Origin of the sequence: Gracilibacillus phocaeensis (genome assembly GCF_900626275.1) — a bacterium.
Lineage (GTDB): Bacteria > Bacillota > Bacilli > Bacillales > Amphibacillaceae > Gracilibacillus > Gracilibacillus timonensis.
The window spans coordinates 1,513,265-1,533,867 of sequence record NZ_LR131144.1 but is presented as its reverse complement, the minus strand read 5'-3'; the positions used below and the strand labels follow the sequence as shown (position 1 = coordinate 1,533,867).

General features: G+C 40.5%; 26 protein-coding genes and 1 other annotated feature. Of the genes, 22 read left to right on the top strand and 4 right to left on the bottom strand.

Annotated features, from left to right (window positions below; genetic code table 11):
• The first annotated feature begins 82 nt into the window (after positions 1 to 82).
• The 10 genes from E0E32_RS15115 to pheA all read left to right on the top strand — a co-directional run bounded on the left by E0E32_RS15115 (position 83) and on the right by pheA (position 7,546).
• Positions 83 to 823, top strand: coding sequence for a M23 family metallopeptidase (locus tag E0E32_RS15115; RefSeq protein ID WP_130860085.1), 741 nt, complete (start codon positions 83 to 85; stop codon positions 821 to 823).
• Positions 807 to 1,664, top strand: coding sequence for a site-2 protease family protein (locus E0E32_RS15110; protein ID WP_078060156.1), 858 nt, complete (start codon positions 807 to 809; stop codon positions 1,662 to 1,664). Before E0E32_RS15115 ends, E0E32_RS15110 begins: the two co-directional genes overlap by 17 nt.
• 12 nt (positions 1,665 to 1,676) lie before the next feature.
• Positions 1,677 to 3,107, top strand: a complete 1,431-nt coding sequence (locus tag E0E32_RS15105) for a ribonuclease E/G (protein ID WP_066194415.1) — start codon at positions 1,677 to 1,679, stop codon at positions 3,105 to 3,107.
• A gap of 34 nt (positions 3,108 to 3,141) precedes the next feature.
• Positions 3,142 to 3,213: a sequence feature (ribosomal protein L21 leader region), on the top strand.
• 14 nt (positions 3,214 to 3,227) lie between these two features.
• The gene (rplU, locus tag E0E32_RS15100; protein WP_066194412.1) at positions 3,228 to 3,536 is read left to right on the top strand and encodes a 50S ribosomal protein L21; all 309 of its coding nucleotides are present in this window, start codon (positions 3,228 to 3,230) and stop codon (positions 3,534 to 3,536) included.
• An 11-nt stretch (positions 3,537 to 3,547) separates the two neighbouring features.
• A complete protein-coding gene (locus E0E32_RS15095) occupies positions 3,548 to 3,880 on the top strand; it encodes a ribosomal-processing cysteine protease Prp (RefSeq protein ID WP_130860084.1) in 333 nt (110 codons plus the stop codon).
• Positions 3,881 to 3,894: 14 nt separating this feature from the next.
• Positions 3,895 to 4,173 (top strand): 50S ribosomal protein L27, encoded by a 279-nt coding sequence (gene rpmA, locus E0E32_RS15090; RefSeq protein WP_066194405.1) that lies wholly within the window; start codon positions 3,895 to 3,897, stop codon positions 4,171 to 4,173.
• A gap of 156 nt (positions 4,174 to 4,329) precedes the next feature.
• Positions 4,330 to 4,842: a Spo0B domain-containing protein gene (locus tag E0E32_RS15085; protein WP_066194403.1), complete on the top strand. Its 513-nt coding sequence runs from the start codon at positions 4,330 to 4,332 to the stop codon at positions 4,840 to 4,842.
• A gap of 19 nt (positions 4,843 to 4,861) precedes the next feature.
• Positions 4,862 to 6,145 (top strand): GTPase ObgE, encoded by a 1,284-nt coding sequence (gene obgE / locus E0E32_RS15080; protein ID WP_066194400.1) that lies wholly within the window; start codon positions 4,862 to 4,864, stop codon positions 6,143 to 6,145.
• A 47-nt stretch (positions 6,146 to 6,192) separates the two neighbouring features.
• Entirely contained in the window at positions 6,193 to 6,645 is a 453-nt protein-coding gene (locus E0E32_RS15075; RefSeq protein WP_066194396.1) for an ACT domain-containing protein, read from the top strand.
• A gap of 19 nt (positions 6,646 to 6,664) precedes the next feature.
• The gene (gene pheA / locus E0E32_RS15070; RefSeq protein WP_066194394.1) at positions 6,665 to 7,546 is read left to right on the top strand and encodes a prephenate dehydratase; all 882 of its coding nucleotides are present in this window, start codon (positions 6,665 to 6,667) and stop codon (positions 7,544 to 7,546) included.
• Positions 7,547 to 7,677: 131 nt separating this feature from the next.
• Here the strand turns inward: pheA and E0E32_RS15065 are convergent, their stop codons facing one another.
• Positions 7,678 to 8,208, bottom strand: a complete 531-nt coding sequence (locus E0E32_RS15065) for a transcription repressor NadR (RefSeq protein WP_130860083.1) — start codon at positions 8,206 to 8,208, stop codon at positions 7,678 to 7,680.
• Positions 8,209 to 8,610: 402 nt separating this feature from the next.
• Between E0E32_RS15065 and safA the strand changes: the two genes are divergently transcribed.
• From safA to yajC, 10 genes are all read left to right on the top strand, one after another.
• Positions 8,611 to 9,564, top strand: a complete 954-nt coding sequence (gene safA / locus E0E32_RS15060) for a SafA/ExsA family spore coat assembly protein (RefSeq protein ID WP_165445042.1) — start codon at positions 8,611 to 8,613, stop codon at positions 9,562 to 9,564.
• Positions 9,565 to 9,796: 232 nt separating this feature from the next.
• Complete coding sequence (locus E0E32_RS15055) at positions 9,797 to 10,546, top strand: YebC/PmpR family DNA-binding transcriptional regulator (RefSeq protein WP_066194387.1); 750 nt, start codon at positions 9,797 to 9,799, stop codon at positions 10,544 to 10,546.
• Between the two features lie 208 nt (positions 10,547 to 10,754).
• Complete coding sequence (locus E0E32_RS15050; protein WP_066194385.1) at positions 10,755 to 11,282, top strand: BofC C-terminal domain-containing protein; 528 nt, start codon at positions 10,755 to 10,757, stop codon at positions 11,280 to 11,282.
• A gap of 144 nt (positions 11,283 to 11,426) precedes the next feature.
• Positions 11,427 to 11,825: a VOC family protein gene (locus E0E32_RS15045; RefSeq protein WP_066194383.1), complete on the top strand. Its 399-nt coding sequence runs from the start codon at positions 11,427 to 11,429 to the stop codon at positions 11,823 to 11,825.
• 483 nt (positions 11,826 to 12,308) lie between these two features.
• Positions 12,309 to 12,908 carry a Holliday junction branch migration protein RuvA gene (ruvA, locus tag E0E32_RS15040; protein ID WP_066194380.1) on the top strand — a complete coding sequence of 200 codons (600 nt, stop codon included), beginning with the start codon at positions 12,309 to 12,311 and terminating at the stop codon, positions 12,906 to 12,908.
• A gap of 18 nt (positions 12,909 to 12,926) precedes the next feature.
• Positions 12,927 to 13,928, top strand: coding sequence for a Holliday junction branch migration DNA helicase RuvB (ruvB, locus tag E0E32_RS15035; protein ID WP_066194377.1), 1,002 nt, complete (start codon positions 12,927 to 12,929; stop codon positions 13,926 to 13,928).
• Positions 13,925 to 14,125, top strand: coding sequence for a DUF2905 domain-containing protein (locus tag E0E32_RS15030; protein WP_130860081.1), 201 nt, complete (start codon positions 13,925 to 13,927; stop codon positions 14,123 to 14,125). The genes ruvB and E0E32_RS15030 overlap by 4 nt, the downstream gene beginning before the upstream one ends.
• A gap of 17 nt (positions 14,126 to 14,142) precedes the next feature.
• Positions 14,143 to 15,171, top strand: coding sequence for a tRNA preQ1(34) S-adenosylmethionine ribosyltransferase-isomerase QueA (gene queA / locus E0E32_RS15025; protein ID WP_130860080.1), 1,029 nt, complete (start codon positions 14,143 to 14,145; stop codon positions 15,169 to 15,171).
• Between the two features lie 17 nt (positions 15,172 to 15,188).
• A complete protein-coding gene (gene tgt / locus E0E32_RS15020; protein WP_066194367.1) occupies positions 15,189 to 16,328 on the top strand; it encodes a tRNA guanosine(34) transglycosylase Tgt in 1,140 nt (379 codons plus the stop codon).
• Positions 16,329 to 16,345: 17 nt separating this feature from the next.
• The gene (gene yajC, locus E0E32_RS15015; RefSeq protein WP_066194364.1) at positions 16,346 to 16,609 is read left to right on the top strand and encodes a preprotein translocase subunit YajC; all 264 of its coding nucleotides are present in this window, start codon (positions 16,346 to 16,348) and stop codon (positions 16,607 to 16,609) included.
• A gap of 128 nt (positions 16,610 to 16,737) precedes the next feature.
• Here yajC and E0E32_RS15010 read toward each other — a convergent pair whose 3' ends face one another.
• Both E0E32_RS15010 and E0E32_RS15005 read right to left on the bottom strand, forming a co-directional pair.
• A complete protein-coding gene (locus E0E32_RS15010) occupies positions 16,738 to 17,043 on the bottom strand; it encodes a hypothetical protein (protein WP_165445041.1) in 306 nt (101 codons plus the stop codon).
• Between the two features lie 179 nt (positions 17,044 to 17,222).
• Entirely contained in the window at positions 17,223 to 17,600 is a 378-nt protein-coding gene (locus E0E32_RS15005) for a TIGR04086 family membrane protein (RefSeq protein WP_130860078.1), read from the bottom strand.
• Between the two features lie 308 nt (positions 17,601 to 17,908).
• On the opposite strand from E0E32_RS15005, the gene E0E32_RS15000 reads away from it, so the two are divergent.
• Positions 17,909 to 18,580 (top strand): DUF421 domain-containing protein, encoded by a 672-nt coding sequence (locus E0E32_RS15000; protein ID WP_130860077.1) that lies wholly within the window; start codon positions 17,909 to 17,911, stop codon positions 18,578 to 18,580.
• 34 nt (positions 18,581 to 18,614) lie between these two features.
• Here E0E32_RS15000 and spoVB read toward each other — a convergent pair whose 3' ends face one another.
• The gene (gene spoVB, locus E0E32_RS14995) at positions 18,615 to 20,156 is read right to left on the bottom strand and encodes a stage V sporulation protein B (RefSeq protein WP_130860076.1); all 1,542 of its coding nucleotides are present in this window, start codon (positions 20,154 to 20,156) and stop codon (positions 18,615 to 18,617) included.
• 140 nt (positions 20,157 to 20,296) lie between these two features.
• Between spoVB and E0E32_RS14990 the strand changes: the two genes are divergently transcribed.
• Positions 20,297 to 20,587 (top strand): post-transcriptional regulator, encoded by a 291-nt coding sequence (locus tag E0E32_RS14990; protein ID WP_066194356.1) that lies wholly within the window; start codon positions 20,297 to 20,299, stop codon positions 20,585 to 20,587.
• The last annotated feature ends 16 nt before the right edge of the window (positions 20,588 to 20,603 follow it).

Sequence of the window (20,603 nt, the reverse complement as noted above, 5' to 3'; positions counted from 1 at the left end):
GGAATCGATATAGATATTTTTTAGCATGTTTTATGGGTTGTCCACATATATTGGTTACAAACATAAAAAAGGGTTGAGTGAGATGAAAAATAAAGATCTATCTACCATTCGGCATAATATTATGAAGCGAAAACAAAAGAAAAAACGTCCCAGTACGATTCAAGCGTCGAATACGGTTATGTATAAACAAAAAAAGGACAGGCCGTTTTCAGAAAATAATACACCACATGTCCCACAACGTTCTTTTCAAAGAAGGTTTCTCATCAAAACATTCCTTGCTACTACACTTTTTTTTGCCAGCACCCTATTATTAACCAATCAGGACGGATGGCTGGAAAAACCACACCAATTTACGAAGCAATTATATACCGTTGAATTCCCTTTTGCTACTGTAAATGCCTGGTATCAAGCAAAATTTGGAGCGCCATTAGCCCTGCAGCAAAAACAGGTCAACGAAGAAGAACCACTTGCTCTCCCGGTTTCAGGAGAGATTAGTCAAACCTTTCAGGAGAATGGGGAAGGCGTGTTGATCTCATCCGCTGAGGAGAAAGAAGTCGTCGCTATCCAGTCAGGTACGGTTCTATTTGCAGGTAAGGACCGGGAAACAGGGAATACGATTATATTGCAGCATGAGGATCGCAGTAAATCGATCTATGGCAACCTATCCACGTTGGATGTGCACTCCTATCAATCGATCGAAGCAAATCAAGCAATTGGAACATTTGAACCGGAAGCAGCAACCGATAAAATGTATTTTGCTATTGAAAAAAATCAACAATTTATGGATCCTATCCAGGTGATAAAAGTTGACGATCAGTCGTAAATTCTCCATTATTCATATTCATCCGGTTCTCTTTTTTTTCTTGTTTGTTGCTATCATTACCGGGATGTTGCTGGAATTCACTATTATTTTTGGGATTGTATTATTTCATGAGTGGGGGCACTTTGTATGCGCGCGATTTTTTCGTTGGCGGATCAGACGGATTTTTTTATGGATATTTGGCGGTGTCATGGAAACGGATGAATATGGTTCTAGGCCCATGCACGAAGAATGTCTGGTAACGATAGCCGGTCCCATACAGCATCTGTGGATTTATCTCTTTATTTATATGGCGGATGGGACTTCTTTTTTATCCGAATCGACGCTTCAGCTTATGCTGCAATATAATACCTTTATTTTGGTGTGGAATTTGTTACCGATATGGCCCTTGGACGGTGGAAAACTGCTGCAATTAGGGCTGGAACGTTTGTTTACACTGACATATGCTCATAAGCTTACCATTATCCTATCCTTCGTCACCATCTTTTTAGTGACATATGGTATGTTGCGCTTCTATTCTTTTTCCTTAAGTTTTATGCTGCTTATTCTATTTCTAGGCTGGGAGAATCGCTTGGAATGGAGAAGAGTGTATTATCGCTGGTGGCAGTCCTTATGGCAGCGGTATAGCCGTACAGAACAGTCAGCCAAACAACGAGTGTTAGAGGTATCCTTTCAGACACCATTGTTGCAGGTTTTTCAACGTTTTAAGCGTCATAATCATTATCAATTGAAGGTATTGGATCAAACGGGTGATGTCCATTATTTGTCAGAAAGAGATTGTTTACGTTATTTCTTCGATGAACAGCAGATTCATGCTACAATAGGGGCAGTATTTACAGAATAGAAGGGATACATGATGAAGCTGCATTTTATTACGACTTTATCCGAGAAAATAGGTTTACTGCTGGATGGGGAACAATGTTTAGATATATTTATAGAACGAGAAATACAAAAGGCAAGTTATCGTTCTGTTTATTTAGGCAAGGTTAGGAATATTGATGAAAGTATGGAGGCGGCGTTTATTGACATTGGAGAGGAGAAGGTTGCCTTTTTACCCAAGCGTATGATTCCATTTGTACCGCGTGGTGACAAGCTGTCTTCGTATCTTCAGGAAGGTAAACGTCTGCTGGTGCAGATTAGCAAGGAAGCTTATCAGGATAAGGGGCCTCAGGTAACGGCAGATATCGCAATAGCAGGACAACACCTTGTTTTTCTGCCAATAGCCAATAAGATTACTGCTTCCAGAAAGCTTCCAGAATCAATGCAGAGGCATTGGAAGAATATAGTAGCGAAGGAATTACAAAACGGTGAAGGGATAATTATAAGAACCAATGTTGAGAGCGCAGAAGAAGAAACGATATGCAAAGAATTATGGTATTTGCGGAGTCAATGGACAAATCTTTTAGACAGTGCCTCGAAAGCCGAAGCACCAGTTTTATTATGGCAACCTCCACTTGTTCCTAATCAAATGTTAAATGATTATCAAAATAAATCGTTTGATGATATTACCTTTGACGATCCTAAGATATGTCAAGCCATGCAGCAACTTTATCCCAATCAAGCAGCAAACATGCGGGTAAGCAAGCAGCGTCATCGTTTTGCTGGTAAGCATATTAATCAATGGTTGGTGGAGGCGATTCAGCCAGAAGTACGCAAACAAGATGGTATGGTATTAACCGTGGAGGAAACGGCGGCTTTATCGGTCATAGATATAGATAGTCACGCCTTCAAAAGTCGGCAAAATAAGGCAATGACGACCTTTCAAATGAACAAACGAGCTGTTGTGTACGCTGTTGAGGAAATTCGAAAACGTAATATGTCGGGCATGATTATGATCGATTTTCTCAAAATGAAACCGAAAGAAGAACAAGTTATTATCCAATTATTAAACAAGTGCTTAAGAGAGGACCCAGTCCAAACCAAGGTATTCGAATTTACGGCATTAGGGTTGCTTGAGATGACGCGTAAAAGGGAAAGAATCGGCTTGTTACAGCTGTTGACCGATCGAACATCCGCTTATCGCACGCCATTATCGAATGCCTCCATTGCCTATCAGCTTCAACGTGAACTAGTGGAACTAGAACGGCAAGTAGAAGCGGTGCTTATTGTCATGGAGTCAGCTGTTTATCCGTGTTTCCATCAGCAAAATTTCTCCTATCAGTTGGATGTGTATTACCACATAGATGAAACCATTAGTGGTTATCAACTTTTGCGTGCAGGAAGTCAAACATTGATTAACGAATATATGAAACAGCATCCAGAGATAGTCATTGACAAGTTTAGCTGAACTGTGATAGAATCGTTTTGTTGTATTTGTAGCACCCGTGCTACAACCGCGCAGAACAGGTTGTAAAGCTGTCATAGCTGCCTGTATGGCGAGTCTGAGTGAACTAAGGAGGTGCAGAGAATGTACGCAATTATTGAAACTGGTGGTAAACAAATCAAAGTAGAAGAAGGTCAAGTGATCTACGTAGAGAAATTAGCAGCTGAAGCTGGTGATTCTGTAACATTTGATAAAGTACTTACTGTTGGTGGCGAAGAAGCTAAATTTGGTACACCATATGTTGATGGTGCTTCCGTTACTGCGAAAGTAGAAAAGCAAGGTCGTCAAAAGAAAATTACCGTATTTAAGTACAAACCAAAGAAAAATTATTCACGTAAACAAGGTCATCGTCAGCCATATACTAAACTGACGATTGATGCGATCAATGCATAAGGATTGGTTACATGATTCAAGCCATAATCCAGCGTGATCACTCGTATGTTAAATCATTTACACTGAAAGGACATGCCGAAAGCGGACCAGCAGGCCAGGATCTTGTATGCGCCGCTGTGTCTGGTATTTCTTTTGGTGCTGTCAATGCAGTGTTTGTATTATGTGAAATCGAATTGGAGATCGACCAAGCCGGTGATGAAGGTGGCTTTCTAAAGGTAACCATTCCTGAGGGTCTAGCGAAAGAAAAGCTTGAGCAAGCTTCTTTGCTGTTAGAGGGGATGATCGTATCTTTACAGACAGTGGAACGGGATTATGGTCAGTTTATCTCTATCTCTGAAAAATAAGGAGGTGCAGTAATATGCTACGTCTAGATTTACAGTTTTTCGCAACGAAAAAAGGGGTAGGTAGTACAAAAAACGGTCGTGACTCTGAATCAAAACGTTTAGGTGCTAAACGTGCAGATGGTCAAATCGTAAGTGGTGGTGCTATCCTTTATCGTCAACGCGGTACAAAAATTTATCCAGGTGTTAACGTAGGCCGCGGTGGGGATGATACCCTTTATGCTAAAGCCGACGGTATCGTGAAATTTGAGCGTAAAGGACGCAATCGTAAACAAGTAAGTGTATACCCTGCATAAATAAGTTGGAAAAGGCTCTAATCTTTCAAGGTTAGAGCCTTTTCCTTTATCAAGTACTGCTTAATAGAAGTAAGAATCAAGGGAAATTAGAAGCCGATGGATGATTACATAGCGTTTCTATGCTATAATTTGCTTATTGCATGAGAGGTGAGAAATTTGGAAGAACATGATGTTGTCGAGATGCTTCGTCATTATCGACATGACTGGTTAAATGATCTTCAATTAATATTAGGCTATGCACAGTTGGGTAAGTTAGAAAAAGTAGAAAATAAAATTACTGACATAATGGACAGGTCTAATCAAGAGAAGGGATTAGATCGTTTAAATATTCCGAAAACCATGGTGTGGTTGTACCAATTGAATTGGCGTTCTGCTTCCTTTCAACTTCAATTCAAGTCATTTGTTGAAGGGGATACGATATTAATTGACGATGAGGCGGTTTTAACAAAGCTGCAGAAATTATTTCAAATACTTCCCTCTTTTCAAAAAGAATATGAGGAATATCATGGTATACTTCATTTTAAAAAAGAGCATCATACAATACATATTCAACTAGCACTTGGCTTGAACTGGAATGAGCTAGACCAATTAGTGAAAGAGCTTCGTTCTCTTTCATTTGTCAAACAGGTGACAGCAAATGATAAACTTCGGATAGAATGGGAAGAATAAGGAAAGAAGGTGTGAAGTGATGTTTGTCGATCAGGTGAAGGTATATGTAAAGGCAGGCGATGGTGGTGATGGAATCGTAGCCTTTCGACGAGAGATATATGTCCCCATGGGCGGTCCTGCTGGTGGTGATGGCGGAAATGGCGGTGACGTCGTTTTTGAAGTGGATGAGGGTTTACATACACTCATGGATTTCCGTTACCAGAAGCATTTTAAGGCCAAACGTGGCGGAAATGGCATGGGAAAAGGCATGCATGGCAAAAATGCAGATCCACTCGTCCTTCATGTACCTCAAGGAACAACCGTGAAAGATGTTAATAGTGGTGAGGTCATTGCGGACTTACTGGAACATGGTCAACGGGCCGTGATTGCGAAGGCAGGTCGCGGTGGAAGAGGAAATATTCGATTTGCAACAGCCAAAAACCCAGCCCCTGATATTTCTGAAAAAGGGGAGCCTGGAATGGAACGAGATATTCAAATAGAACTTAAACTAATTGCCGATGTAGGATTAGTGGGCTTCCCAAGTGTAGGAAAATCAACATTGTTGTCAACAGTAAGCGCCGCCCGCCCCAAAATTGCGGATTATCATTTTACTACCTTGTCTCCTAACCTGGGAGTCGTGGATACGGCGGATCAGCGCAGTTTTGTGCTGGCAGACTTGCCTGGATTGATCGAAGGGGCTCACCAAGGTGTTGGCTTAGGACAGCAATTTTTACGTCATATTGAACGTACACGGGTGATTTTACATGTGATTGATATGGCAGCGACCGAGGGACGTGATCCCTATCAAGATTTTCTTACTATCAATAACGAATTAGCGGCGTATGATCCATCATTATTAGAACGGCCAATGATTATAGCGGCTAACAAAATGGACTTACCCGAGGCAGAAGAGCAGTTAGCCCTTTTTAAAGAACAATTAACGGAAAAGGATTACCCTATTTTTCCTATTTCAACAGTGACAAATCAAGGTCTTAGGAAATTACTGTTTGCCGTTGCCGACCAACTGGATCAGATACCAAAGAATACGAAACCAATTGAAGAACAAGAGGAACGAGTTGTTTATCGCTTTGAAAAGGGAGAGCGTCCATTTGCCATTACAAGAGATCCGGATGGTGCATATGTTTTATATGGTGAGCGCATCGAAAAGCTTTTCAAGATGACCAACTTTGCGCATGACGAATCGATCCAGCGCTTCTCCAGACAGTTAAGAGGGATGGGTGTAGACGATGCTTTAAGAGAGCGTGGCGCCAAAGATGGGGATACTGTGCGATTATTGGAATATGAATTTGAGTTTATGGAATAAAGAGCAAAGCGCAGGCAAAGATCATCCGAAAAAAGGGGAATAACAGGATGTCTGAGAAGAACGAAAAATTTTATTTAGTAAGCGAGACATTTTTACCAGATGGAATGAAAAAAACATTAGAAGCTAAAAAATTATTAGAGAGTCACAAAGTGGAATCGATTCATGAGGCAGTACGTCAAGTAGGTGTTTCACGGAGTGTGTTCTATAAATATCGTGATGCCGTGTTTCCCTTCCAAGATATGGTGAGGGCACAAATGATCACACTGTTTTTCCATCTAGAAGATCATACAGGTGTATTGTCGCGTTTATTGTCTGTTGTATCGGAAGCGGGTTGTAATATCCTTACGATTCACCAGACGATCCCCATCCAAGGAAAAGCAAATGTTACATTATCTTTAAATACAAATGGTATGAAACTAGAGATTGATCAGCTTCTATATGAGTTAAAACAGGTGAAATATGTGAATCAAGTAGAAATACTCAGCTCTGGTGTGTCATAGGTAAGGAGGTACAAAGGAAATGAAGGAAACAGTTGGTTATCTAGGGCCTAAAGGTACGTTTACCAAGATGGCAGTAGACGCTATGTTTGATGATGAACAAAAGAAAGGTTATGGAACGATTCCAGAATGTATAGAGGCGGTTGCGACAGGGAAGGTTTCCTATGCCGTTATCCCTTTGGAGAATACCATTGAAGGTACGGTCAATGTTACTCTGGATTATTTAGCACAGACAGAAGATATTCATATCGTCAGTGAGGTGATTGTCCCCATTCGTCAACACTTAATGGTTCATCCGGACAATGTCAATCAATGGATGAAGCTTCAAGCGATTTATTCTCATTCTCATGCGATTGCACAATGTCATGCGTTCTTACGTCTTAATTTGCCACAGGTCGCCACTGACTCAATGACGTCGACAGGCGCCGCTGCTGAGTATGTCAGTCAACATCCTGAACAAAATATTGCAGCAATCGGCAATCATTTGGCGGCCAAAGAGTACGGGCTGTCTATCGTGCAAAAAGATATCCATGATTTTGAAAGTAACCATACCCGTTTTGTGGTCCTGCATGAGGATACGCAGGAAGTGACATCCAATACATTAGAAGAAAAAGGCCATAAGACCACGATCACGGTTACGCTACCATCTGATCGCCCTGGTGCCTTACATCAAGTCCTTTCTGCCTTTGCGTGGCGCAACTTGAATTTATCAAAAATTGAATCCCGTCCGATGAAGACAGGGTTGGGAAATTATTATTTTCTAATCGATATCGAGCAAAAGCTGGATGAAGTATTGATTCCAAATGCAATTGCCGAGTTGGAGTCCTTAGGATGTAGTGTTACTATATTAGGAAGTTACCCTTATTATTTACACACAGGAAATGGCGTAACGCTTGCGGTTTAATATCGCAGGCGTTTTTTCCTTTCTTCCCGTTTCCTGAGAGAATGAAATGTTTCTAAGCAAGCTGTATGATTCAGAAGATATGACTACATCAGCTGAGGAAACGATACTATGCTTAAATGTATGGTGATAGTTTATTCCACAATAAATCCCTTTTGTTTTAGTGCTTCAAAGACTTTGTCCAGTTGCTGCTCCTCGTTTGCGATAATCGTATGGTTATGCACGCCATCGGTTAACTCCAATAAATAAGGGGCTTGTTCCTCTTCAATTTTTCTGACAAATAGATCGACGTCCATACGATTATCGAGCAGCAGCGATGCCTTTAAATCTCCGTATATAGGGTGCTCAATGATGACATCTTCTATCGAAGCCCCATGATCTACAATGGTGTATAACTCTTCCCGGGTCTGTGCTGGGGTATGTTTACAGGCTATCACTCGTCGATACGAAGCAGGTGAAGGGTCTTGCTGTAAAAATAAATATCCGTTACTTGTAGCGATAATCGGATAGTTTTGTGCCTTTAGTAAGGAAATGTCCTGCACAATGACTTGTCTGCTGACATTGGAGCGGTTAGCGAGCTCCGCGCCGGTAATGGGGGTGGTACTTGACTGAAGCCAGCCCACTAATTGCTCCCGTCTCCTTTTTCCTATCATCTTTTTTGACATGATGGATGAACTCCTTCTTTTAACTGATATACAGCCTTTTGTTTCTCTATTTTATCATTTGCAAGCAAAAATCGATAGGAATTAGGAACACTATTTTCATTGATGTGCTTATCATACGTTTTTATTACATTTATAAGTTCAACTTATCTATAGTCTGCATCTGGTTTTGGGTAAAGGATCGGGCAGAAATTCCCCAAGTTTCTTAAGCTGTTTTTCTTTATGAGAATAGATGCTGTTTTGAATGATGGTAACATGCATTTATAAAAAATATCGTTTTTTATTCAACATTTTGGGCGTATTGCATATGTTGGTAAAGAAGCCAACGTCGAAGAAGAATACGATTGTTTTAGTCATGTTCTTCTAGGATTAATGTATGTTATGGGGAGGAAAGGAGAGAGAAGTTTGAAAATTCATGTCGTGCAAAAGGACGAAACATTGTGGAATATTGCCCAAAAATATGGTGTGAGTGTGGATGAGGTTATTGCGGCTAACCCACAGATTTCGAATCCTAATATGGTTATGCCAGGTATGAAAATCACGGTTCCTGCCAATGCGAGTAACAAACAACAAGCTGCTACACCAAACAAAGCACAACCTAAAACCCAGATGAAAGAAAAGCAAGAGATGAAGCCAAAACAACAACCATCCAATCAAATTCTACCTGCAATTGAAGAAGATGAACAAGAAAAATGGGAGCCATTAAAAAAGGAAATGCCAGCATTACCGTTACATTTTAATCAACAACCGATACCGCAGCAACCGCAACCATCTCAAGAAGTACAATGGGCGCAGTTTACCAACAATTTTGATTTTGAAACACACTTTCATCCAGCACAGAAACAAGAAGAAAAAAAACAGCAGATGCCACCAGCAGAAGCGCCAAAAGAAAAAAAACAACCACCTCAGCAAATGCAGCAACCAATCCCTCAGCCACCAATGCCTATGCAGCAACCAATGCAACAACATCAGGCACCATGTTATTCACAGGAAGGCATTCCTTTTGGTTACACCAATCATCCATACCAAAAACCAACACCATTGCCAGCAAACTATTCACCGCAAGTAATGGGAACACAAATGCAACAACCTAGCTTTCAGCAGCCGATGCAGCATCAATATGGCAATTATCAGCAACAACCAATGCAGCCACAGTCGATGAATGGCATGCCGTGGCAACAGCCAATGCAGCAACAAGCACCGCCTATGCAACAACAAGGCAATATGCAGATGCAAGGGCAGCAGCCGATGATTCCTCAGCCGGGTATGCCAGGTTATCCAATGGCGCAATTTCCTCAGCAAATGTCAATGTTTCCACCAATGAATGACTGTGGTTGTGGAGACGATCGAAAGGAATAATCATTAGATGACGATTCTTTTCTGGATCGTCTTTTTTTGTATGTAAAGAAATAATCCTTGGTATAATAGGACTTGAAATGATGTTGACCTGGAACGAAACGCGATACCGATAAGTTGGATGATGTAACGTAATGAGTCGATGAAGTAATGCTTATTGTGCCATGTCATTTTCAATTCATCCGAGTTATGATAAAGTATAAAATGAGGAAAACGAATTTGGAGGGTGAGTTAGATGGCAGGACATTCAAAATGGAAGAATATCCAGAGACGAAAAAATGCACAGGACGCTAAACGCGGGAAAATTTTTATGAAACACGCGAAAGATATATATGTGGCTGCCAAACAAGGTGGAGGAGACGTGGAGATGAATCCTAGCCTTCGCTTAGCTGTAGATAAGGCAAAATCCGATAATATGCCTAATGAGAACATTGACCGTGCTATTAAAAAGGCAACAGGCGACCTGGATGGTGCTAATTATGAAGAGTTGACATACGAAGGCTATGGTCCTGGTGGTACGGCAGTGATGGTAGAGGTATTAACAGACAACAAAAACCGAACAGCTTCCGATGTTCGCCATGCTTTTAGTAAATCAGGAGGTAACCTTGGGGAAAATGGCTGTGTCGCCTTCATGTTTGACCGGAAAGGATATTTAGTGATCGAACAGGATTCAACAGCTGCTGATGAAGATACCGTGATGCTGGAAGCGATTGAGGCTGGAGCGGAAGAAATGGAAACTATAGAGGGAGCATTTGAAATCTTCACTAGTCCAGAGGATTTTCAATCAGTCAAGACCTCATTAGAAGAAAGTGGTTTCTCTTTTGCTACCGCTGAAATCACGATGATTCCACAGACACTATCGAATGTCGACGAGACAGCAGGCAATCAAATGATTAAACTAGTTAATATGCTGGAAGAGATGGAAGACGTGCAGGAAGTGTATCATAACATGGATGCCGCTGAAGAAATCATGGCACAACTTTAACGACAGGCAGCTTCTTTTAAAGAGGCTGTCTTTTTGTTTTATAATACGACTGTTGTTCAAAACAAGGAACATGCAACGTGTGAATGATGTAGTCTGTCTTTGCAAAATCGATGTCAACGAATCTTATCAGAAAAAATCTCCTGGATGGTTAAGCTTGTAAAAGCTGGGCAAACTATATAGTAGAAAACCTGATAGGAGGTAATGGTCGATGCGTAAAATAGGATTAGCAGTGATTGGATTGATTGGTGTAACTGTTTTTGCTTTTCTTTTGACGACCAATCACTCAGATAGTAATCAGATCAATGCAAAGGCAGTAGGTGACCTATTAATCTTGGAGATCGAATTAGAAAGACAGTTTATGGACGGGCGAGTGGAGACAGAAAGAAAGCAGAAGTCTATCGCTTCCATGGAAGACTTCTGGGCAGAATATGAAACTTGGCAAGTAATGGAGCAATCGGAAGGTTATATTCGTTTCCGAAAAGAAATAGATGATATTTCCCCTTATTTGAAGGCAAACGGTTATTTTGGACTAAAAAATGGACAGCTCACCATTTTTGAAGGAATTCCTCTACATGAAGCTGCTGTTCAATCTTTTTACCAAATTGATACAGAAGAATTGGAGACGAAATTGTATCAACAACTGGAAGAAGGCATTAAAATCAATTCTAAAGCAGATTATTTAGATACATTAGAGATATTTCGAGTTTATTCAGATGCGAATGCACTCAAAGGTTAATAGCTAGACAGGAACCATGAAGAAGGCTGGGTACTAACAAATATCCAGCCTTTTCTTGTTGTTTAACAAATTGCTTTACATGAGCAATTGAATAGAAGCTTTTATGATTGGTTTATAGTAAACTAATAAAAAGGAGGCATTTTAATGAGTACAATGATTTTTGTTAACTTTCCAGTCAAAAATGTTGCTGAGGCCACTAATTTTTACGAAAAACTAGGATTTACGAAAAATGATCACTTCTCCAGTGATCATGCAAGCAGTATGGTTTGGGACGACCATTTTTATATTATGTTGTTACAACATTCGTTTTACCAACAGTTTCTCAGAGATAAGAAGATTGCTGATACACAAAAAGAAAACGCTGCCTTAATCTGTTTTAGCCTAGAAAGCGCGGAAGCAGTCAAAGAATTTGGACGAGTAGCGAAAGCAAACGGAGGCGATGCTTATCATATCGACACGGAAATACCGGAAGAACAAATGTATGGTTTAGAAGTATCCGATATGGATGGAAACATGTTAGAACCGATGTGGATGAAACAATAATTATGGAATGAAAAGAAGCAATATGGAATGGAACCCGGTCCAATAAGTGGACAAGTAATAAAGATAGGAAACAGTCTGGTACGGATCATCTGGTATGCTCCCCTAGAGTAGTTTGTTTTAATGTCTATCTTAGGGGAGCATACCAGTGTGTACTTGATGTTTTTTTGTCATTTAACACCATTTGTATAAGTGGTAAAGGGCCAGTGGATCTAGCCTGTTTTTTTATGAAAAAAAATCAGCTGCATTTTTTAGTTTTCAAGATATCAAAGGACACGATTCTCTCTTAAGTCGACTTGCTAATTTTACTAAGATAAGCTATGATAGATAATGCGAACGTATGATTGATAGTCGTGACCAACATTCATTAATGCTTTCTCCTATCAAAGGTTAATGTTATGATAAAATGGTACGTTATCAGCAGAAAATCTACGAATTAGGAAAGCGAAATGCAGGAAGAATTGGAATGAAGAGGAGATCAGTGGTATGATTGCGTATATAAAAGGGGAAGTAACAGAAATAACGGAGCAAGTAATCGTCTTAGATACAAACGGAGTAGGCTATGAATTGATTTGCCCAAATCCTTTCCGTTTTCAGGCAGAACTTGGACAGCAGTTGAAAGTCTATACCTATCACTATGTGCGGGAAGATGCACAAATTTTATATGGTTTTAAAGATCAAGAAGAGAAGCAATTGTTTTCTCATATACTGAATGTGTCTGGTATAGGACCAAAGGGAGCATTAGCTGTACTGGCCACTACCTCCGTACAGGACTTTGTTATTGCGGTAGAACAAGAGGATGAGAAATTTCTTACCAGTTTCCCTGGGGTAGGAAAGAAGACGGCTCGACAGATGATCCTTGACTTGAAAGGCAAACTGCCATTCACTTATACGATGGAAGAAAATGTCAACACAAGCAAGACAACGACAAAACATAGTGTAGCGATGCAAGAAGCCGTGGAGGCCTTGAAAGCACTTGGATACTCCGAGCGAGAAATCAACCAAGTTAAACCTGTTTTAACGAAAGAAACAGGAGAAACGGCCGATACATATATTAGAAAAGGGTTAGCATTATTGATGAAATAGGGAGAAAGGGGCTTGACAATGGAGGAACGGATTATATCCAGTGAGCTGCAACAAACAGATGTATCAGAAGAGCTCAGTCTCCGTCCACAGCTGTTAAAACAATATATTGGGCAACATAAGGCGAAGGAAAACTTGGCTATTTTTATTGAAGCGGCAAAAATGCGTAATGAGCCACTTGACCATGTGTTGTTATATGGACCGCCAGGATTGGGTAAAACGACGATGGGGCAGATTATCGCGAATGAAATGGGGGTTCAATTTAAGCAGACTTCTGGACCGGCAATTGAGCGTTCAGGGGATTTAGCTGCCATTCTTTCCTCTTTAGAAATGGGGGATGTTCTGTTTATTGATGAGATCCATCGATTGCCACGTGCAGTAGAAGAAATTCTTTATCCAGCTATGGAGGACTTTTGTCTGGATATTGTGATTGGTCAGGGGCCAAGTGCTCGTTCTGTTCAACTTGACTTGCCGCCGTTTACTTTAGTAGGAGCGACAACAAGGGCAGGGTTATTATCGGCACCACTTCGGGATCGATTTGGGGTGCTTTCACGCCTGGAATTCTATGAAATAGTGGATTTATCAGCCATTGTCGAGCGAACGGCCGACATTTTTCAAGTAGAAATCGATAAATCGGCCGCTTTGGAAATTGCCAGACGATCAAGAGGAACTCCTCGTATCGCAAACCGTCTGTTAAAAAGAGTTCGCGATATTTCTCAAGTAAAAGGAGAGGACAGTATTTCGTTAGAGACGACGAAAGAGGCCTTGAACATGCTGCAGGTCGATCAAGCAGGCTTGGATCATATTGATCACAAATTGCTTGAATCGATCATGGATGGTTTTAGTGGTGGGCCAGTCGGCTTGGATACGCTTGCCGCTTCGATTGGTGAAGAATCACAAACGATTGAGGATGTCTATGAACCATATTTGCTACAAGAAGGCTTTATTCAACGTACACCTAGAGGGAGATTGGTAACGGCTAAGGCTTATGCTCATTTTAATCGGGAGGTGCCTGAGGCTTGACGGGATTCGGAAAAATCTTTATTGTCATAGGGATTGCGTTTATTGTGATTGGCTTGGTATGGTCCCTGTTTGGAAGACTGCCAGGTGATATCAGTTTTAAGAAAGGCAATGTCTCCTTTCATTTTCCGATCATGACATCGATTGTCGTTAGTATTATTTTGGCCATTATACTTGCCTTGGTTCAACGATTCAAATAAGCAGAAGGAGAAAGCACATGGATATTGAAACATTTGATTTTGACTTACCAGAAGAATTAATTGCACAAACGCCGTTAAAAGATCGAGCCAGTTCCCGCTTGATGGTGTTGGATCGCGCTGAACGAACGATTACGAATCACCATTTTTATAATATAGATTCCTTTTTACGACCGGGTGATTGTTTAGTATTAAATAATACCAAAGTGCTTCCAGCGAGGCTGTATGGAGTGAAGGAAGATACCGGCGCCAAAGTGGAGGTGCTTTTATTAACCCAGTTAGAAGCGGATGAATGGGAAGTATTGGTTAAACCGGCTAAGAAAATTAAAGTAGGTACCTCGATTACGTTTGGAGAAGGGCTGCTTACGGCTACTTGTGTTGGTACGAAAGAGCATGGGGGCAGAGTGCTGCATTTTCATTATCAAGGTATTTTTTATGAGATATTAGATCGATTAGGCGAAATGCCGTTACCTCCATATATTAAGGAACAGTTGGAAGAAAAGGACCGTTACCAAACTGTTTATGCCAAGGAAGAAGGTTCTGCCGCTGCACCGACGGCGGGATTGCATTTTACGGAGTCTTTGTTAGCAGCTTTACGTCAAAAAGGAGTAGAGATTGCCTTTATTACCTTACATGTTGGATTAGGTACCTTTCGGCCGGTTAGTGTGGATAAAATAGAAACACATAAAATGCATGCCGAGTTCTATCAAATGACTCAGGGTACTGCTGACCAGCTTAATCAAGTAAAGCAACGCGGTGACCGTGTTATCTCGGTAGGTACAACATCCACCAGGACCCTGGAGACCATCGCCAGAGATACCGGTGGTCATTTTGTTGAAAGGAATGGCTGGACAGATATTTTTATTTACCCACCTTATTCGTTTCAAGCTATTGATGGATTAATTACCAATTTTCACTTGCCAAAATCGACCCTGATTATGTTAGTGAGTGCTTTTGCGGATCGGGAATTTATTTTAGAGGCTTATCAACGGGCAGTGGATACGCGTTATCGATTTTTTAGTTTTGGTGACGCGATGTTAATATTGTAAAGAGAGGAATACGCATAATGACGGCAATTAGGTATGAACATATCAAGACATGTAAACAAACAGGTGCGCGGTTAGGTAAGGTACATACCCCACATGGCACATTTGATACGCCGGCTTTTATGCCAGTAGGCACACTGGCAACGGTGAAGACAATGAGTCCAGAGGAACTGAAGGAAATGGGAGCCAATATGATTCTTTCTAACACCTATCACCTCTGGTTACGCCCAGGGGAGGATATTATTGAAGAGGCTGGGGGATTACATTCCTTCATGAATTGGGATGGCTCTATTTTAACCGATTCTGGTGGTTTTCAAGTCTTTAGTTTAAGTGATTTGCGTAAGATCGAGGAAGAGGGCGTCCATTTCCGAAATCATTTAAATGGTGCAAAACTGTTTCTGTCCCCAGAAAAGGCTATGAAAATACAGAATGCTTTAGGTTCTGATATTATGATGGCTTTCGATGAATGTCCGCCATATCCAGCTGAGCATGATTATATGAAAAAATCGGTAGAAAGAACCAGCAGGTGGGCAGAAAGATGTTTGGAGGCACACCAAAGGAAAGACAAACAAGGGTTATTTGGAATCATACAAGGTGGAGAATATGAAGATTTAAGAAGATTAAGCGCACGTGACCTCACCTCATTGGACTTTGCGGGATATGCGATTGGCGGGTTATCGGTTGGTGAACCAAAAGATGTGATGAATCAAGTATTAGAATATACCACACCATTACTTCCGTCGGACAAGCCTCGTTATTTGATGGGGGTGGGCTCGCCTGATTCGCTCATTGATGGTGCGATTCGCGGGATTGATATGTTTGATTGTGTATTACCCACAAGGATTGCGCGTAATGGCACGTGTATGACATCACAAGGTCGCTTGGTAGTACGTAATGCCAAATTTGCTAGAGATTTCACCCCACTTGATCCTCATTGTGATTGTTATGTATGCAAGAATTATACAAAAGCCTATATCCGGCATTTAGTGAAAGCAAATGAAACATTCGGTTTTAGGCTTACTACTTATCATAATCTTTATTTTCTGTTAAAATTAATGGAGCAAGTCCGTGAAGCGATTATGCAGGACCGGCTTGGAGATTTTAAAGAAGCATTCTTTGAACAATATGGTTTTAATCAACCAAATGCAAAGAACTTTTAGAAAGGGGGGAATCAAGAATGGAATTTGTTGCAACACTGGGACCACTACTATTGATGATTGTAATCTTCTACTTTTTGCTCATCAGACCACAACAGAAAAAACAAAAACAAGTGCGTCAGATGCAGTCAGAACTTAAAAAAGGTGATAAAATCATTACAATTGGTGGTTTCCATGGAACTGTTCATGCCTTAGACGAAAACCAATTAGTACTAGTTACTGCTGATGGAACGAAGCTTACATATGATCGTTCAGCTGTACGTGATGTTGTAGAACAAAGCTAATAGAGGAACAAACAAAAATGCCTTGACATGTCAATCGATAATGCCGAGGCATTTTTGTAGTTTAACAGAAAAAGATTTTCACCGTGGAGTCAGTAAGAAAGTGCGAAATAGGAAAAAACGGTCGTCATCTACAAAATGACGGTCAAAGTCCAAGGGAAAAGCGCTGAAATGGTCGCCATTCCGGAAATGACGACCAAAATCTGAGGGGAAAGCGTCGAAATGGACGTCATCACGAAAATGACGGACAAAATCCGAGGGAAAAGCGCTAAAATGGGCGTCATCGCAGAAATGACGGCCAAAATCTGAGGAAAAAGCACTGAAATGGGCGTCATCGCAGAAATGACGGCCAAAATCCGAGGGAGAAGCACTGAAATGGGCGTCATCGCAGAAATGACGGCCAAAATCTGAGGAACAAGCGTCGAAATGGACGTCATCACGAAAATGACGACCAAAAAGAGCGCAAATCACGAAAAAACGGTCGTCATAATCAAAATGACGACCAAAAAAAGTTTTAATCACAGAAAAACAGTCGTCATTTCCATGAAGTATGGAATAATACTATATTCCTTCATGGATAGCATATGGACCAGCTGGAGCTCGAAAAAATAGCGATTTAACTTGCTTCCTCTGGTTTTGCCAAATTCACACCAATAACTGCCCCAATCATGGCTAATAATAAAAAGGCAGCATGATGAACGATTTCCACTACACTGAACGCTTCACCCAATCCAAGAAAACGATAAGAACAAACAATTAAACTAAACATCAATCCAGTAATCAGTCCGACAACAATGCCCTTCTGTTTTGATTTCAGCCCCGCAATAAGTCCGCCGGTAAACAAAGCAAAAAAGCTAAGAAATAATACAGCTAACGAAAGTGTAGATTCACCTAGTGAAGTGAATCGTAATAAAAAAGACAAAATGACGCTAGCGATTATCATCAAAGTGAAGATACAAACAGAACCATACATCGCCCCGGTTATCATTCGCATAGGAGCACCCCAATCTTTTAGTTATTTTATGGTTAGTGAGATGTTAGAACCCCGTTTTCCCACAAAGTTATCGTTGATATTTACATAAGTTTGGAGTAGGGTTCAGATGTTTATAGCAGGACAAAAGCAACAGGCAGCACTGGCAATCTCAAACTAATAACCCAAACGATTGCTTTTCTTTAACTATATGCAGAGCCTGTCTTGCTTAGAAGTGAAAAAAGTGTAATATTCTAGCTAGATGAAGCTAAGAATAATGCCTTTCAATCGGGATAAGCTATAGTTAAAGAAAAATAAAGGAAGTGAGTTTATTGGCAATGGAAGAAATATTGGCGTTAATTGCCAGAACGGCCTTTTATTATGTGATTGTGGTGCTTATTTTTCGATTAATGGGCAAACGAGAAGTTGGTGAATTAAGCATTTTAGACATTGTTGTGTATATTATGATTGCAGAAATGGCGGTGCTTACCATTGATGATCTTGATATGTTTTTTGGTTATGGCCTGATTCCCATGGCTGTATTATTAGTTATTCAACGATTAACGGCTTGGATTTCATTGAAAAGTCCCTTATTTCGACAATGGTTTGAAGGGAAGCCATCTATTATCATTTCTCAAGGCAAGATCGATGAATACGAAATGAAGAAAAACCGTTTTAATTTCGATGATTTATTACAGCAATTGCGTGAAAATGGCACCCAAAGCATCAAGGATGTTTCGTATGCCATCCTCGAACCATCCGGCAATCTATCGATTATTGAGAAAGGTGACCAAGAACCCATTCGTCAGAAAATAGATGGACTAGTCCTACCGTTGATCATTGATAGTAGAATCCAGCCCGATGCCTTGAAGCAATTAGGAAAAAATGAGGCATGGCTTCTTGAACAATTGCAAGAGCAAAACTATCGATCGATAGAGGACATATCATTTTGTTCCATTGATGTGAACGATGAGTGGTATATTGATATCAAGAATGAGAGATAGGAATTAATAGTAATCAGGCTATCTTCTGTTTTGATCATGACCGTTTCCATAATGGTTTAAGCTCGTCCCAACGAATAAACTGTAAGCAGAAGAGAAAGATAATATAGCAAGCAAATAATAGTAAGAGTATGGCAACAAAGGAAGCGAGATTGGTTAAATCAAATGATAAAATTCGAACCAATAGTTCGCCGAGCCAAAATGTCAGCACAATTAAGGCGAGCATTTTTACGATCATAATGGCCGGAATATGGAATCGAATCGCTCGATGTAATGTTATTAAATGAAGCATGGTACCAATAATAACACCAGCACACATCGCAATTGCCGCCCCATAAATACCTATTTCTGGGTTAGTCGTTAACCCGATTAAGACAACAAATTTAATGATCGTAGATATAATATTATTCCACATGGCTTGCTTGGCCAGATCTAATGCCTGTAAGGAGGCATTGAGCGGAAACTGAATATACATAAACAGAAAACAAGGAGCCATTAATTTAAGAAAGATACTGGCATTGGTCGTTCCGTACATGTAATGCAAAATCGTATCAGCAAATAAGGTTAATAAGACGGTTGCAATGGCTCCTGAAGCAAACGACAAACGAATAGCCTGGTGAATTCGATAGTGAATCCGTTTTGAGTGATGCAAGGCCTCTGCCTCACTTAAATTAGGAACAAGCGCTACTGCCAACGAATGGGTGATAAAGGTTGGCAAGAATAAAAGTGGCAGCGCATAACCAGTCAGCATACCATATTGCTTCGTAGCCACCGTAGCTTGAAATCCTGCTAAAGCAAGGCTTTGAGCAACAAGGATTGGTTCAAGAAAATTGGCAATGGAATTCACCATCCGGCTGGCTGTGCTCGGAATCGCGATTGAAAACAGTTGGTATAACGTTTGTTTTCCCGTTTTTAAATGATGCCAAATATTTTTTCTTATTTTAATTCGTTTTTTAGCTTGAAACACCCAAATCATATACCAGAGCGAAACGCCTTCACCAATGATAACGGAAACCATTGCTCCTGCAGCGGCATATTCCACACCATAAGGTACCAAATAATGCACAAGCAAGATCACAAAGCCAATGCGAACTACTTGCTCAATTACTTGGGCATAGCTTTGCGGTTTCATGTTCTGTCTTCCTTGAAAATATCCACGTATAACGGATCCTACTGCACTAATAGGAATCATCGGAATAATAGCCATCATGGGGAGTATGACCCGTTTATCTGTCAGTAGATATTCTGCAATGTACGGGATGCTAATAAACATAATCACAGAGGACACAACACTAAGCGATATGGTAATCGATAGAGAAATAAGCAGAATTTGTTTGATTTTTTGCTGATTATTTTTAGCTTCTGCTTCAGCGACCCGCTTAGAGATAGCAATAGGTAGACCAACTTGTGAGATAGTATACATCAAAAACAAGGTGGGGAGGGCCATATTATATAATCCAATTCCTTCTTCACCCATTATGCGAGCAACTACAATTCGATTGATAAATCCTAGAAATCGTGTAATCATACCTGCTGTAATTAAAATCAATGTTCCCTTTAAAAAATTTTGTTTGGTCACTTTGATCGACCTGCCTTCTCAAATCGAAATTTTTCATATACAATGAATTATATGCAATAGATAAGGACAGGCATGACAAATATGAGATAGATTTTTTATTTTAAGGAAAAGAGCCTTGTAGAATGAACGGAGGAATTATAATGACAAAAAAAGCAGTATCTGCTTGGAAAAGTGAACTAGATCCTGTGCTTGAGAGTAAAGTAGAAGAGTTTAAACTATTGGATTATTCCAAGATTTCGACAGAGGATATTTGGCAATGCTTACTAGCCAAAGTATGGAAAGGTGATCCGGAAAAATCGCTGAATGCGGTGGTACAAGATATTATGCACTTACGATCGAGTATGTATATGACCTTTTTAACACAGCGTACATGGGAGGACACCAATTTACAAGAGTCCCTGGATGCCGTGCTAGGGAGAACAGATGCTTAGCACAGTTACTTGTCGA

What these genes read in the sequence shown, in the direction of transcription:
- E0E32_RS15050 (WP_066194385.1), top strand. Translation starts at nt 10,755, where the DNA reads ATGCGTAAAATAGGATTAGCAGTGATTGGATTGATTGGTGTAACTGTT.
- E0E32_RS15045 (WP_066194383.1), top strand. Translation starts at nt 11,427, where the DNA reads ATGAGTACAATGATTTTTGTTAACTTTCCAGTCAAAAATGTTGCTGAG.
- yajC (WP_066194364.1), top strand. Translation starts at nt 16,346, where the DNA reads ATGGAATTTGTTGCAACACTGGGACCACTACTATTGATGATTGTAATC.
- rpmA (WP_066194405.1), top strand. Translation starts at nt 3,895, where the DNA reads ATGCTACGTCTAGATTTACAGTTTTTCGCAACGAAAAAAGGGGTAGGT.
- obgE (WP_066194400.1), top strand. Translation starts at nt 4,862, where the DNA reads ATGTTTGTCGATCAGGTGAAGGTATATGTAAAGGCAGGCGATGGTGGT.
- E0E32_RS15095 (WP_130860084.1), top strand. Translation starts at nt 3,548, where the DNA reads ATGATTCAAGCCATAATCCAGCGTGATCACTCGTATGTTAAATCATTT.
- ruvB (WP_066194377.1), top strand. Translation starts at nt 12,927, where the DNA reads ATGGAGGAACGGATTATATCCAGTGAGCTGCAACAAACAGATGTATCA.
- E0E32_RS15065 (WP_130860083.1), bottom strand. Translation starts at nt 8,208, where the DNA reads ATGTCAAAAAAGATGATAGGAAAAAGGAGACGGGAGCAATTAGTGGGC.
- rplU (WP_066194412.1), top strand. Translation starts at nt 3,228, where the DNA reads ATGTACGCAATTATTGAAACTGGTGGTAAACAAATCAAAGTAGAAGAA.
- E0E32_RS15115 (WP_130860085.1), top strand. Translation starts at nt 83, where the DNA reads ATGAAAAATAAAGATCTATCTACCATTCGGCATAATATTATGAAGCGA.
- E0E32_RS15075 (WP_066194396.1), top strand. Translation starts at nt 6,193, where the DNA reads ATGTCTGAGAAGAACGAAAAATTTTATTTAGTAAGCGAGACATTTTTA.
- E0E32_RS14990 (WP_066194356.1), top strand. Translation starts at nt 20,297, where the DNA reads ATGACAAAAAAAGCAGTATCTGCTTGGAAAAGTGAACTAGATCCTGTG.
- pheA (WP_066194394.1), top strand. Translation starts at nt 6,665, where the DNA reads ATGAAGGAAACAGTTGGTTATCTAGGGCCTAAAGGTACGTTTACCAAG.
- E0E32_RS15010 (WP_165445041.1), bottom strand. Translation starts at nt 17,043, where the DNA reads ATGACGTCCATTTCGACGCTTGTTCCTCAGATTTTGGCCGTCATTTCT.
- E0E32_RS15105 (WP_066194415.1), top strand. Translation starts at nt 1,677, where the DNA reads ATGAAGCTGCATTTTATTACGACTTTATCCGAGAAAATAGGTTTACTG.
- queA (WP_130860080.1), top strand. Translation starts at nt 14,143, where the DNA reads ATGGATATTGAAACATTTGATTTTGACTTACCAGAAGAATTAATTGCA.
- E0E32_RS15005 (WP_130860078.1), bottom strand. Translation starts at nt 17,600, where the DNA reads ATGCGAATGATAACCGGGGCGATGTATGGTTCTGTTTGTATCTTCACT.
- E0E32_RS15055 (WP_066194387.1), top strand. Translation starts at nt 9,797, where the DNA reads ATGGCAGGACATTCAAAATGGAAGAATATCCAGAGACGAAAAAATGCA.
- ruvA (WP_066194380.1), top strand. Translation starts at nt 12,309, where the DNA reads ATGATTGCGTATATAAAAGGGGAAGTAACAGAAATAACGGAGCAAGTA.
- tgt (WP_066194367.1), top strand. Translation starts at nt 15,189, where the DNA reads ATGACGGCAATTAGGTATGAACATATCAAGACATGTAAACAAACAGGT.